Here is a 13,197-nt window from a genome sequence, read left to right as displayed (position 1 = left end):
TTTTTCATGGCTTAATTCAATTCCAGTAGTAATAAATGGCGGTTTAAAGCCTTTTGGTAAGGCTTACCTCTGGTTGTGAACAATATAGCGATTGGATATGACTGTCAACTTTTGTGTTTTTTGGTGTAATGTAATGTTTACGGTTGTGGCGTTTTATTCTGTCTTGATGCGATAATGTCCGGCATCGGATGATCTTGGTGAAAAATAACGTGCTGAAATAGCAGGAGATATGCTTGAATAAGCAGTATCCGTTGGAGTTGCCAGTTGGAAAGCCTTTACGGTAATAGCAAGTCGGGTGAAGTAAGAATAATGATACGTGGCACCTTTGGTCAGTGAGCAAGGCTGCCGCCGGTGATATCACAGGAGCAGATATGCTGAAAGTAGCAATGATAAGTACGGGTGAAGAAGTGCTTCACGGCGATATTACTGACACCAATGCCGCTTGGTTGTCGGCACTGTTCTTTCAGCGCGGTTTCCCTCTGTTGCGGCGGACTACGGTGGGCGATCAGCTTGAGGTTTTGGCGACAGAAATTGAGCATTGCAGCCTCACTGCCGATGTGGTGATTGTCAATGGCGGTTTGGGGCCGACAACCGATGACTTGACCGCTCAAGCCGCAGCTATTGCGGCCAACGTTGGGCTGGCGTTGGTCGACGAGTGGGTCGAAGCAATGGAACAGAAATATGCCAATTTGGGGCGCGAGATGCCCGAGACCAACCTCAAGCAGGCTATGCTGCCGGAGGGGGCGGAAGTCTTGGATAACCCTATCGGCACTGCCTGCGGGTTTGCGATGCAGATTAACCGGGCCTGGGTTTTCTTTACCCCCGGCGTGCCAAGCGAGTTTAAGAAAATGACCCATGAGCAAGTCTTGCCGCGGCTGGAGGAAAGTTATTCCACCAGTGCCAGGGAATGTGTTCGGCTGTACACGTTTGGTTTGTCGGAATCGGTCATTGGCCAGTCGTTGCAACCCATTGCGCTGCCAGAAGGCTTTGAGCTAGGTTACCGCTCAGCGATCCCGTTTATTGAAGTGAAGGTGTTCTGTCCGCCAGAGCACCGACAAACCGGGGCATTGGTGGCAGTCATTGCCAGCCGGCTAGGTGATAACCTGGTTGGCCATAACCAGCCTTTGCTGGGGGCGGTTGGCGAGCTCATTGAAAAAAGTGGGTATTCGCTTGCGCTAGCCGAGCACTATACCGGCGGTTTTCTGACCAGTTGGCTGCATGATGACATACGATTTGCAGAGCAAATCGCGCAGTCCTGGGTGTTGGGGCGAGATGATGCTCCTGAGCATACCGCCAAGTTACCGCTAGAGGCTGCTTTGTCACTGGCGCAGGCTGCTCGGGAGAAAAATCAAGCGGATATTGGTTTGGCTGTGGGGACCGGGCAAGACGGTGCTGTGGTGGTGGCATTGGTGACTCCCGAAGGGGAATGGGCGCAGCAAGTGACGACCAAACGCCGCTATGCCGAGCGTGATCACCGCCATGTGTTGGCTGCCCTCGGCCTCGACATGCTCCGTCGCTGGCTGGAAGGAAAACCGGTGTTTGGCCATTCGGAATCACTGCAGCGTATCGCGCAGATAGAAAATAAAAACTGATTGCTATCTATTGGGTATCGGCTGGGCGGGTACGGCCGTTGTCTGGGAGATAAGCCCCCTTAAGGCGGGGATCAAAGGTTGGCTTGTCGTGCTTGCTGTTGCAGTTGGTAATCGAACTCGACCTCGACATTGCTTTTGGGCACTGAGCAACAGGCCAGTACTTCGTTGGGGGCGATAAACGCCATCGAGTCTTGCTGGTCGACCGCGCCGGATCGCAATTTGCAGCGGCAGGCGCCGCACATACCGTTACGGCATTGGTATTCAGGCTGAAAACCCGCTTTTTCCAATTGGGTGAGCAGAGGCTCACGGCTGTTGCCGTGAACCTCAATACCATTGACGCGAATGGCGACTCGGCTCATAGCTCGAAGTCACCTAGGTCATCGGCGCTGACATCATTGTCGATCTGGCCAACCAGGTAAGAACTGATCTCGGCTTCCTGAGGGGCAACCTGGACGTTGTCAGATGACAGCCAAGAGTTGATCCAAGGGATCGGGTTCTGTGTCGCACCAGGGTAGGCGTGCTCTAGGCCAACAGCAGCCATACGCAAGTTGGTAATGTACTCAACATACTGGCACAGGATGTCTTTGTTCAGGCCGATCATCGAACCGTCTTTGAACAGGTACTCAGCCCACTCTTTTTCCTGCTCGGCAGCATCGCGGAAGATGGCAAAACACTCCTCCTTGCACTCCTGGGCAATTTCCGCCATTTCAGGATCGTCCTGGCCGGTGCGCAGCAGGTTCAGGATATGCTGGGTACCGGTTAGGTGAAGCGCTTCGTCACGGGCGATCAGCTTGATGATTTTCGCGTTACCTTCCATCAATTCACGCTCGGCGAACGCGAACGAACAGGCGAAGCTAACATAGAAGCGGATCGCTTCCAGCGCATTCACCGACATCATGCAAAGGTAGAGTTTTCTCTTGATGTCTCGCAGGTTGACCGTGATGGTTTCGCCATTGATGGTGTGGCTACCTTCACCCAAGCGGTGGTAATCGTTGGTTGCGGCGATCAGAGCATCGTAGTACTTGGAAATATCGCCAGCACGCTTGATGATATGCTCATTACCGACGATATCGTCGAATACAACCGCCGGATCGTTAACGATATTACGGATGATATGGGTGTATGAGCGCGAGTGGATCGTCTCGGAGAAAGACCAGGTCTCAATCCAGGTTTCCAACTCAGGGATAGAGACAATCGGCAGCAGCGCGACGTTCGGGCTACGGCCCTGGATTGAATCCAGTAACGTCTGGTACTTCAGGTTGCTGATAAAAATGTGGCGCTCGTGGTCCGGCAGGTTGTTGTAATCGATACGGTCGCCGGACACATCCACTTCTTCTGGACGCCAGAAGAAGGAAAGCTGTTTTTCGATCAGCTTTTCGAAAATCTCAAATTTTTGTTGGTCGTAACGCGCAACGTTGACAGGCTGGCCAAAGAACATTGGCTCTTTTAGTTGGTCGTTATTGGTTTGACAGAAAGTGCTGTATGCCATCTTATCCTCAACATCAATGGGAGCCGAAGCTCCCACCGTTTCAAATCATTAAATCTTGCAGCTTGTGCAGTCGTCTGCGCCCACATCGCCCTGGCTATCAGAAGCGCCGTCACGGGTGTTGTGGTAGTACAAGGTTTTCACGCCGAGTTTATACGCTGTTAGCAGGTCTTTTAGCAACAGTTTCATCGGCACTTTTCCGCCTGGCTGCTGGCTCGGGTCGTAGTTGGTGTTTGCCGAAATCGCCTGGTCGATGAATTTCTGCATGATACCAACCAGCTGCAGGTAACCGTCGTTGCTGCCGATATTCCATAGCAGCTCGTAGTTGTCCTTGTACTTGCTGTACTCAGGCACAACTTGCTTTAGGATACCGTCTTTCGATGCTTTCACCGATACGTAACCACGTGGTGGTTCGATGCCGTTGGTGGCATTCGAGATCTGCGAAGATGTCTCTGATGGCATCAGTGCAGACAGCGTTGAGTTTCGCAGGCCGTGGGTCTTGATCTCCTCACGCAGCGTTTCCCAGTCGTAACGTAGCTCGGCAGTGCATACTTTATCAATATCTTTCTTGTAGGTATCGATAGGCAGAATACCCTGAGCGTAGGTAGTCTCGTTGAATGCCGGACATGCACCTTGCTCTTTCGCTAGCCCCAAAGACGCTTTCAATAGGTAGTACTGGATCGCTTCGAACGCTTCGTGGGTCAGGTTGTTTGCGCTGCCGTCAGAGTAGCGAACACCGTTCTTCGCCAGGTAGTAAGCGAAGTTGATCACGCCTACACCCAGAGTACGGCGGTTCATCGTTGAACGGTAAGCTGCAGGCAGTGGGTAATCCTGATAGTCAAGCAGTGCATCCAGCGCACGTACGGTCAAATCAGCCAACTCTTCAAGGTCGTCCAGTGAGTCGATTGCGCCAAGGTTGAACGCAGATAGCGTACACAGGGCAATTTCACCGTTTTCGTCTTCCACGTTGTTCAGTGGCTTGGTCGGTAGTGCAATTTCCAGACACAGGTTAGACTGGCGGATTGGTGCCACGCTTGGGTCGAACGGGCTGTGAGTATTACAGTGGTCGACGTTCTGTACGTAGATACGGCCGGTTGAAGCACGCTCTTGCATCAGTAGCGAGAACAGCTCGATCGCCTTGATGCTCTTGCGCTTGATGCTGCTGTCCTGCTCGTATTTCACGTACAGGCGCTCGAATTCGTCTTGGTCTGCGAAGAAGGCATCGTATAGGCCCGGAACGTCAGATGGAGAGAACAGGCTGATGTTTTCGCCCTTGATCAGGCGGGTGTACATCAGTTTGTTGATCTGTACGCCGTAGTCCATGTGACGGACACGGTTTTCTTCAACACCACGGTTGTTCTTCAGTACTAGCAGGGACTCCACTTCGCCGTGCCACATTGGGTAGAACAACGTGGCGGCACCGCCACGTACGCCACCTTGAGAACAGCACTTAACCGCAGTCTGGAAGTACTTGTAGAACGGGATACAACCGGTGTGGAAAGCTTCACCACCTCGGATCTCTGAGCCCAGGGCTCGGATACGGCCAGCGTTGATGCCGATACCGGCACGCTGAGACACGTAACGCACGATAGCGCTTGATGTTGCGTTGATCGAATCCAGGCTGTCGTCACACTCGATCAGAACACATGAGCTGAACTGGCGAGTTGGGGTACGAACACCCGACATAATCGGTGTCGGGAGTGACACCTTGAACTGGGAGACGGCATCGTAGAAGCGCTTGATGTAGTCCATACGGGTGTCGCGCGGGTATTTGCCGAACAGGCAAGCGGCGATCATCATGTACAGGAACTGGGCACTTTCGAAGATTTCACCGCTTACACGGTTCTGAACCAGGTACTTACCTTCCAACTGCTTAACGGCAGCGTAAGAGAAGTTCATATCACGCCAGTGATCGATGTAGTTATCCATCAGATCAAATTCTTCTTTGCTGTAGTCTTCCAACAAATGCTTGTCGTACTTGCCTTTTTCAACAAGCTTGGTGACGTGGTCATACAGCTTTGGTGGTTCGAACTGGCCGTAGGCTTTTTTGCGCAGGTGGAAGATAGCCAGACGGGCTGCCAGATACTGGTAGTCCGGCGTTTCTTCAGAGATCAGATCAGCTGCTGCTTTAATGATGGTTTCGTGGATATCTTCAGTTTTGATCCCTTCATAGAACTGAATGTGAGATTTGAGTTCGACCTGAGACACCGAGACGTTTTCTAGGCCTTCGGCGGCCCAAGTGATGACTCGGTGGATTTTGTCTAGATCGATACTTTCTTTGCGTCCATCACGCTTGGTAACAGTGAGCTGTTGATTCATTTTTGGTCGTTTTCCCAGATTTCCATCAGTAGCAGTGCTTTTTTGTAAGTTTTAGCAATAAGGTTAGCAAAGATTGTGATCTTTGTTAGGTTTCTGATTGCTGATTAAAACACTACATATTGGGGTGTTGAGCTTGTAGTGTTACAAGATAGTGGTGAGGGCAGGGTAATGCAAGACGGTAATTTTTAACCGGCTGTGGATAACATGGGGATTCATAAAATTAAGTTGGTGCCTACTAACTGATTTGCGCAGGTATGACAATATCATAGCAAAAATCAAAATTTTTTAAGGCCAACAAAAACGCCTGCAAAAAAAAAATCCTTGATTTTTTGCAGGCGTTGGACGTGCTGACAAACTTCATATTTTTTGGTTATTTCTTGGTTAGTTAGTAGCACGTTTCAGTCGCAGATAACGGTGATGATATCACTCGGGTGATTCAATATACCGCGGGCGTGCCAGTCTGATGGCGAGTGTTCGTCGCCTATGTAGCCCCACCCGGCAACATAACCGGTCATATTGGCGGCTTTGGCGGCGATCATGTCTTTTTCGATGTCACCGATATAAATACAGTCTCGGTGATCGATCCCCAACAGTTTGCTGGCGTGGAGCAGCGGCTCAGGATGAGGCTTTGCGACGGCGAGGGTATCACCGCAGACAATAGTTTGGGCACGAAGCAAGGGAGGGAAGAAAGGCAGCAGCATATCGGTCAGGAAACCGGGCTTGTTGGTCATAATACCCCAGGCAACGTCTCGCGCCTCCAGTTGCTCCAGCAAGGCTGCTACCCCATGGTAGAGCGAGGTGTTGACGCAGATTTTTTCTTGGTAATAGCGTAAGAACTCCGCTCTGAGCGCCATAAAATCGAGGTGCTCGGGAATCGTTCCAAACCCTGCGGTCAGCAACCCCTTGGCCCCCATGCTGGTATTGGCTTGGATTTGTTGTTCTGACAGCGGAGGCCGGTTGTAGTCGGCGAGAACCCGGTTGGCGGCATCGGCCATATCCGGGGCGGTATCAAGCAAGGTGCCGTCGAGGTCGAACAAAATCGCTTTTTTCTTGGTTGTCATAGCTACATGTCCTTGTATCAAAAACAGCGGGCTTTAATGTATCTACCATGAGTATATACATGGCGACCGGCGAAAAAGCGATCCCAGCAGCTAATTGTCATAATTATCCCATGCCAGGCATGCGGCGCTATCAACGGTAAACTGGCGGGAGGCTATGGGAAGGAGGGCGCAGGAATAGCATCAAGCTCGCTAGGGTCGAGATACCCTAGCGAGGGGCATTGGCTATCACCTATGGCTACAGCTTGATGGTATGGACGATATAGTTGACGTCGACATTGTTGCCGAGCCAGTAACGGTCGGTGAGCGGGTTGTAGTGCAGACCGGTAATATGGCGGTCTTGTAGCGGGGTGGCATCGATCATATCCAGCAGCTCAGACGGTCGGATAAATTTCTCGTGATCGTGCGTTCCTTTGGGAACCAGCTTGAGTAATTGCTCGGCACCGACAATGGCAAACAGGTATGATTTAAAGTTGCGGTTGAGGGTCGAGAAGAAAACATGGCCGCCAGGCTTGACCATTTTGGCGCAGGAGGCTATCACCGAAGCCGGATCGGGTACGTGCTCGAGCATCTCCATGCAGGTCACGACATCATAGGTCTCAGGGTGCAGCTCGGCGTGCTCTTCGGCTGTGCGCTGGACATACTCGAGTTTGGTGCCGGTTTCGAGTGCATGCAGGCGGGCCACGGTCAATGGCTCCTTGCCCATATCAAGGCCGGTAACCTCGGCACCTTCGACCGCCATGCTCTCGGCCAAAATGCCACCGCCGCAACCGACATCCAATACTTTTTTGCCAAACAGGCCTTCGGCTTTATCTAGCACATAGTTGAGACGCAGTGGGTTGATCTGGTGCAGCGGCTTGAATTCGCCTTCCAAATCCCACCAACGGGATGCCATTTCTTCGAATTTGCTGATTTCAGCTGGGTCTACATTCAACTGCTTGGTCATGTATCTTTGCCATATTCCTTTCTGATAGCGGCATTATAACCCTAAGCCTCTATAAGGTGCAGGTATTAGCAATAATTTATTGTCTTGTTATGGTGGTGTTGTTGAAAATGGGTGGAGGAGGGCAGGCTTAATGTGCCGCTGCCGCTCCGGAGAAAGTAGAGCGACAGAATAGAGAATGCGGTAGCCGGGCGGTGAAGGAAGAACAGCGCTGAAAAGGGGGAAGTAAAAAACTTTTGCTGTCCCTAAAACAATTCAGGCTTAGGAGCTGTTTGCGCTAACTTCGCATTTCGCTTCTAAGCCTGGTAAACGTTCCGTGTTTGCATAAGGATTACTCAGCTGGTTCTATCATGGCTAGCTGCATCATATCAGGCTGTGCACCGCCTGTAGCCATTGCAATACCTGCGATGATGAGCATAAGAAGATATTTGCCGCCGATGATACACATGCCTAATGTGGTGATTACTCTGCCTAACATAATTGACCTCGCTTAACTGCTAATTCGTGATTTTTGAAATCTTAGATTTTGTTCTTGCGGGTTAATTGTACCTAAATGCATAGAAGCAAAATTGATAATGATCAGTTTTTTGTTCAGCTTTTGGTCAGGGTCATAGAGAAGTGGTGCATTTCCGATCTTGGTCAATAATTTACAATTGGTTGCAATTTGGTGTGGTTGGCATAAAAAGTGAGAAAAGTAATAAAAAACAGGCTTTGAGCAAAAAACAGGCTGTCAGAACGGTAATACTAAGATAAGTGCTTTCGATTTTTTTCCAATCCGCTAAATTACTCACAACATAATGGTGAAAGGTGTGCCTATCTGGGCTGAAATATGCTATATTCTCGCACCTTGCACGTATGGTACCAGACGTTATAGATATCGCCTTAGGCTGGCTCTCAGCCCGTTTTAGCGCTAACTATGCCGTTTGGTATACGTATACGACAGAAATTACCTGAGGGATATTGGCTCCATGAGCGATCTTGCAAAAGAGATCACGCCCGTAAACATTGAAGAAGAGCTGAAAGGCTCGTATCTCGACTACGCGATGTCAGTTATCGTGGGTCGTGCTCTTCCTGATGTGCGTGATGGCCTTAAGCCGGTACACCGTCGCGTCTTGTTCGCGATGAACGTACTGGGCAATGACTGGAATAAAGCATACAAAAAATCTGCCCGTGTGGTTGGTGACGTAATCGGTAAATATCACCCGCACGGTGATAGCGCGGTTTACGACACCATCGTACGTATGGCGCAACCTTTCTCTCTTCGTTACATGCTGGTAGATGGTCAGGGTAACTTCGGTTCGATTGACGGCGACTCTGCCGCGGCAATGCGTTATACCGAAGTACGTATGGCCAAGATCGCCCATGAACTGTTGGCTGATCTGGACAAAGAGACGGTAGATTACGTTCCTAACTATGACGGTACCGAGCAGATCCCTGCGGTACTGCCGACGAAGATCCCGAACCTGCTGGTTAACGGTTCATCGGGTATCGCCGTTGGTATGGCAACGAATATTCCACCTCACAACCTTGGTGAAGTGATCGATGGTTGCTTGGCTTATATCAATGATGAAGACATCACCATTGATCAGCTGATGGAATACATCCCGGGTCCCGATTTCCCGACTGCCGCGATGATCAGTGGCCGCAAGGGTATCGTTGATGCCTACAAGACTGGCCGCGGCAAGATCTACCTGCGTTCGAAAGCGGAAATTGAAGCTGACAAGAATGGCAAAGAGACCATTGTTGTTACTGAAATCCCATACCAGGTCAACAAAGCCCGACTGATCGAAAAGATCGCCGAGCTGGTGAAAGACAAGAAGGTAGAAGGGATCAGTGCCCTGCGCGACGAATCTGATAAAGATGGTATGCGCATTGTTATCGAGTGTAAGCGTGATGCTGTGGGTGAGGTAGTGCTGAACAACCTTTACGCACAGACCCAGTTGCAGACCACATTCGGTATCAACATGGTGGCACTGGACAACGGCCAGCCGAAGACCTTCAACCTGAAAGAGATGTTGAAGTGCTTCGTGAACCACCGACGTGAAGTGGTGACTCGCCGTACTATCTACGAACTACGCAAAGCCCGTGAACGTGCCCATATCCTTGAAGGTTTGGCACTGGCACTGGCCAACATCGATGAAATCATCGAGCTGATCAGAAACGCGCCGACCCCGGCAGAAGCGAAAGCTGGCCTGGTTGCACGCGGTTGGGATCTTGGCAACGTTGCCGCGATGCTTGAGCGTGCGGGCACTGATGCCGCTCGTCCAGAATGGCTGGAAGAGCAATACGGTATCCGCGACGGTCAGTACTACTTGACCGAACAGCAAGCACAAGCGATTCTGGACCTTCGTCTACACAAGCTGACTGGTCTAGAGCACGAGAAAATCCTTGGCGAATACAAAACGCTGCTGGAAGAAATCGCTGAGCTAATGCACATCCTTGCAAGCTCTGAGCGTTTGATGGAAGTGATCCGCGAAGAACTTGAACTGGTTAAAGAGCAGTTCAATGATGTTCGCCGTACTGAAATCACCGCAGCAAGCCACGACATCGATCTGGAAGATCTGATCAACCAGGAAGACGTGGTTGTCACCCTTTCTCACGAAGGTTACGTTAAGTACCAGGTTCTGAGCGACTACGAAGCACAGCGCCGTGGTGGTAAAGGTAAAGCGGCAACGCGCATGAAGGATGAAGACTTCATCGAGCGTCTGCTGGTGGCCAATACCCACGACACGATTCTATGCTTCTCAAGCCGCGGCCGTATGTACTGGCTGAAGGTGTACCAGCTGCCGCTGGCAAGCCGCACCGCCCGTGGTAAGCCGATTGTCAATATCCTGCCGCTGGAAGAAGGTGAGCGTATTACCGCTATCCTACCAGTGAAGGAATACGCAGCCGACAAGTTTATCTTTATGGCGACTGCTGACGGTACCGTTAAGAAGACCCCGCTGACTGACTTCAGCCGTCCTCGTAGCGCAGGTATCATCGCCGTTAACCTTCGTGACGGTGACTCGCTGATCGGTGTGGATATCACCGAAGGCAGCGATGACATCATGCTGTTCTCGAAAGCCGGTAAGGTTGTTCGCTTCTCTGAAGAGCAGGTGCGTGGCATGGGCCGTACGGCGGCGGGTGTTCGCGGTATCAAGCTGGCTGAAAGCGACAAGGTTGTCTCCTTGATTGTTCCGCACAACGAAGGCGACGTTCTAACCGTAACCGAAAATGGCTACGGTAAGCGTACCGAGCTGGAAGAGTACCCAGCGAAGAGCCGTGCGACCCAGGGCGTTGTCTCTATCAAGGTCTCTGAGCGTAACGGTAGCGTAGTTGGTGCTGTTCAGGTCGAAGACGGCGACGAGTTCATGATGATCACCAACGGTGGTACGCTGGTTCGTACCCGCGTGGCTGAGGTGAGCCGTGTCGGCCGTAACACTCAGGGTGTCACCCTGATCCGTACCGCAGAAGACGAGCAGGTTGTTGGTCTGCAGCGTATCGACGAGCCGGAAGAAGACGAGCTTATCGAAGATGCGGAACTGGTCGAAGGTGAAGCACCAGCAGAGGGCGAAACGCCAGCTGCCGACAGCGAAGCAGACGACTCTTCTGAGCAGTAATAACTAAGTAGTTAGTTACTCTGACAAAAGCGCAGCCTCTAGGCTGCGTTTTTTTATGTCCGAAGCTCACCGGCAAGGCAAAGCCAGACTAATTTCCCTTAGCCTCTTTTCAGCACCGCTATAAAGGTGTAAAACAGACCTAAGTCACAACTTTGACCACAACCTTATGTTTTTCCAGCAGGAGCACGTCTTACACCATGGACAACGTTTATAACTTTTGCGCCGGCCCAGCGATGATCCCGGCAGACGTATTGAAAAAGGCCCAACAAGAACTTGTTGATTGGAATGATCTTGGTACCTCGGTGATGGAAATCAGCCACCGCGGCAAGGAGTTCATTGCGGTGGCCAAACAGTCCGAGCAAGACCTGCGCGACCTGCTGTCCATCCCTGACAACTACCATGTCTTGTTCTGCCATGGTGGTGCTCGTGCCCAGTTTGCAGCGGTACCGATGAATTTGTTGGGTGAGGCAGATAGCGCCGACTATATGGATGGAGGCTACTGGGCGCACAGCGCCGCCGAGGAAGCGGCGAAATACTGCCAGCCGAACATTGTTGATATCACCTGCGATCGCGACGGCAAGAAAGCGATCCTGCCAGCGGCCGAGTGGCCACTGTCTGGCGATGCTGCCTTTGTCCATTTCTGCCCCAATGAAACCATTGATGGTATTGAAATCCGCGATCTGCCGGTAACGGACAAGCCTATTGTGGCGGATATGTCGTCGACTATCCTGTCTCGCCCTATCGATGTGTCGAAGTACGGTGTCATTTATGCCGGGGCGCAGAAAAACATCGGTCCTGCTGGCCTGACCATCGTGATTGTGCGTGATGACTTGCTCGGTAAGGCGAAATCTATCCTGCCGAGCATTTTGGATTACAGCGTGCAGGTCGACAAAGAGTCGATGTTCAATACCCCGCCGACCTTTGCTTGGTACCTGGCTGGCGAGGTGTTCAAGTGGCTCAAGGAGCTCGGTGGTGTGGAAGCCATGGCGCAGCGCAATATCGCCAAGGCCGATGTACTGTATGACTACATCGACCAGTCGGACTTCTACCGCAACGATGTCCACCCGGACAATCGCTCATTGATGAATGTACCGTTCCAGCTCAAGAATCCAGCACTGGATGCCTTGTTCCTGGAGCAAGCGGATGCCGCCGGTTTGAAAGCGCTGAAGGGCCACCGCGCAGTCGGCGGTATGCGTGCCTCGATTTACAACGCGATGCCGATCGAAGGTGTTCAGACATTGGTCGATTTCATGAAGCAATTCGAGCTGGAGAATGCTTAGTCGCCGTGTCTAACGGGCTATCGCTAATGACGAATAAAGCCGCGAATAGCGGCTTTGTTTGTATTTGCAGCGTGCTTTTTGTCATCACGGATGGCGAGATTGCCTCGGATAGATCAGTTTATCGGTGTCGAACCCGGCCTTGTCAGCAATCGCGACGTAACGGGATACCTGTGTCTGATCCAATACGGGCTCTCTGGCTAGCAACCACAGATAGTCAGTGCTGTAGCCGCTGACGAGGGCAACGGAGTAGTCCGGCTCGAGAAAGAACACCACATAACTGCTGTAGAAGGGGCCGAAGAAAGAGACCTTGAGGTGGCCCTGGCTATCGTCATCGACAAACACCGCCCGGCCATCGGCTTGCTGCCACTGCTGCTCTTCGGTATCAAACCCTCGGTTGAGTACCGTTATCGAGCCGTCATCATTGCGGCTATAGACGGCACTGACATTACTGAGGCCACGCTCGAAGCTATGGTCGAGCCGCGCGATTTCGTACCAGGTACCGAGGTAGCGCTGTACATCAAACGGTGACACGGGCTCGATCGACGGCGGCATCCCGGTACAGCCCGACAGTAGCACCCATAGCCCTGCTAAAGTTAGCCTGGATAAATTACACCGCGCCAAAATGCTTACCATGTTCCTCGCTCCTTGCCTGAGGTGGGGAAGTGAAGACCAATGTGGTGGTGAATTTCGCGCTGTCGTCGACGGGGGTAAACTCCCATCCCATACGTTCGCAAATTCGCTCAACGATCACCAGCCCACAACCGTATCCTGCATTAAACGTAGCATGGCCATCATAATGGAATGGTCGCCCCTCTCTCAGCCGTCTACTATGGCGGTAACTGCGGGAAAGGAGAACGAGCATGACGATGACAACTGTCGGTATCGACTTAGCGAAAAACGTATTCCAGCTTCATGGGGTT

Annotated in this window: 10 protein-coding genes and 1 pseudogene; 3 read left to right on the top strand and 8 right to left on the bottom strand. The window is 51.6% G+C overall.

Annotation, left to right across the window (positions count from 1 at the left end; genetic code table 11):
- The first annotated feature begins 371 nt into the window (after window positions 1–371).
- Entirely contained in the window at window positions 372–1,592 is a 1,221-nt protein-coding gene (locus C9J03_RS01615) for a CinA family nicotinamide mononucleotide deamidase-related protein (protein WP_044623855.1), read from the top strand.
- A gap of 71 nt (window positions 1,593–1,663) precedes the next feature.
- Here the strand turns inward: C9J03_RS01615 and yfaE are convergent, their stop codons facing one another.
- The 6 genes from yfaE to C9J03_RS26580 form a co-directional block, all read right to left on the bottom strand.
- Window positions 1,664–1,951 (bottom strand): class I ribonucleotide reductase maintenance protein YfaE, encoded by a 288-nt coding sequence (gene yfaE, locus C9J03_RS01610; RefSeq protein ID WP_044623854.1) that lies wholly within the window; start codon window positions 1,949–1,951, stop codon window positions 1,664–1,666.
- Window positions 1,948–3,081, bottom strand: coding sequence for a class Ia ribonucleoside-diphosphate reductase subunit beta (gene nrdB / locus C9J03_RS01605; protein WP_044623853.1), 1,134 nt, complete (start codon window positions 3,079–3,081; stop codon window positions 1,948–1,950). The genes yfaE and nrdB overlap by 4 nt, the downstream gene beginning before the upstream one ends.
- Before the next feature lie 48 nt (window positions 3,082–3,129).
- Window positions 3,130–5,397, bottom strand: coding sequence for a class 1a ribonucleoside-diphosphate reductase subunit alpha (gene nrdA, locus C9J03_RS01600; RefSeq protein ID WP_044623852.1), 2,268 nt, complete (start codon window positions 5,395–5,397; stop codon window positions 3,130–3,132).
- A gap of 398 nt (window positions 5,398–5,795) precedes the next feature.
- Entirely contained in the window at window positions 5,796–6,458 is a 663-nt protein-coding gene (locus tag C9J03_RS01595; protein ID WP_044623851.1) for an HAD family hydrolase, read from the bottom strand.
- 235 nt (window positions 6,459–6,693) lie between these two features.
- Complete coding sequence (gene ubiG / locus C9J03_RS01590; RefSeq protein ID WP_044623850.1) at window positions 6,694–7,401, bottom strand: bifunctional 2-polyprenyl-6-hydroxyphenol methylase/3-demethylubiquinol 3-O-methyltransferase UbiG; 708 nt, start codon at window positions 7,399–7,401, stop codon at window positions 6,694–6,696.
- Between the two features lie 328 nt (window positions 7,402–7,729).
- Window positions 7,730–7,876 (bottom strand): hypothetical protein, encoded by a 147-nt coding sequence (locus C9J03_RS26580; protein ID WP_162845538.1) that lies wholly within the window; start codon window positions 7,874–7,876, stop codon window positions 7,730–7,732.
- Between the two features lie 490 nt (window positions 7,877–8,366).
- Here C9J03_RS26580 and gyrA point away from each other — a divergent pair, with 490 nt between their 5' ends.
- Complete coding sequence (gene gyrA / locus C9J03_RS01585; RefSeq protein WP_044623849.1) at window positions 8,367–10,997, top strand: DNA topoisomerase (ATP-hydrolyzing) subunit A; 2,631 nt, start codon at window positions 8,367–8,369, stop codon at window positions 10,995–10,997.
- Between the two features lie 197 nt (window positions 10,998–11,194).
- On the top strand, window positions 11,195–12,277 hold the full coding sequence (gene serC / locus C9J03_RS01580; RefSeq protein ID WP_044623848.1) for a 3-phosphoserine/phosphohydroxythreonine transaminase: 1,083 nt from the start codon (window positions 11,195–11,197) through the stop codon (window positions 12,275–12,277).
- Between the two features lie 84 nt (window positions 12,278–12,361).
- On the opposite strand, the gene C9J03_RS01575 is transcribed toward serC, so the two are convergent.
- Window positions 12,362–12,910 (bottom strand): lipocalin family protein, encoded by a 549-nt coding sequence (locus tag C9J03_RS01575; RefSeq protein WP_044623847.1) that lies wholly within the window; start codon window positions 12,908–12,910, stop codon window positions 12,362–12,364.
- Window positions 12,885–13,073: pseudogene (locus C9J03_RS27265) on the bottom strand (hypothetical protein); the annotation flags it as partial. The gene C9J03_RS01575 and the pseudogene C9J03_RS27265, both read right to left, overlap by 26 nt.
- Window positions 13,074–13,197: the final 124 nt, after the last annotated feature.

The sequence above is a fragment of the Photobacterium gaetbulicola genome, from assembly GCF_003025515.1.
Classification (GTDB): domain Bacteria; phylum Pseudomonadota; class Gammaproteobacteria; order Enterobacterales; family Vibrionaceae; genus Photobacterium; species Photobacterium gaetbulicola.
The sequence above is the reverse complement of the archived record's forward strand: the minus strand, read 5'-3'. Positions and strand labels throughout refer to the sequence as shown.

Coding starts and splice junctions, on each gene's coding strand:
- C9J03_RS01615 (WP_044623855.1), top strand. CDS start 372: ATGCTGAAAGTAGCAATGATAAGTACGGGTGAAGAAGTGCTTCACGGC.
- yfaE (WP_044623854.1), bottom strand. CDS start 1,951: ATGAGCCGAGTCGCCATTCGCGTCAATGGTATTGAGGTTCACGGCAAC.
- nrdB (WP_044623853.1), bottom strand. CDS start 3,081: ATGGCATACAGCACTTTCTGTCAAACCAATAACGACCAACTAAAAGAG.
- nrdA (WP_044623852.1), bottom strand. CDS start 5,397: ATGAATCAACAGCTCACTGTTACCAAGCGTGATGGACGCAAAGAAAGT.
- C9J03_RS01595 (WP_044623851.1), bottom strand. CDS start 6,458: ATGACAACCAAGAAAAAAGCGATTTTGTTCGACCTCGACGGCACCTTG.
- ubiG (WP_044623850.1), bottom strand. CDS start 7,401: ATGACCAAGCAGTTGAATGTAGACCCAGCTGAAATCAGCAAATTCGAA.
- C9J03_RS26580 (WP_162845538.1), bottom strand. CDS start 7,876: ATGTTAGGCAGAGTAATCACCACATTAGGCATGTGTATCATCGGCGGC.
- gyrA (WP_044623849.1), top strand. CDS start 8,367: ATGAGCGATCTTGCAAAAGAGATCACGCCCGTAAACATTGAAGAAGAG.
- serC (WP_044623848.1), top strand. CDS start 11,195: ATGGACAACGTTTATAACTTTTGCGCCGGCCCAGCGATGATCCCGGCA.
- C9J03_RS01575 (WP_044623847.1), bottom strand. CDS start 12,910: ATGGTAAGCATTTTGGCGCGGTGTAATTTATCCAGGCTAACTTTAGCA.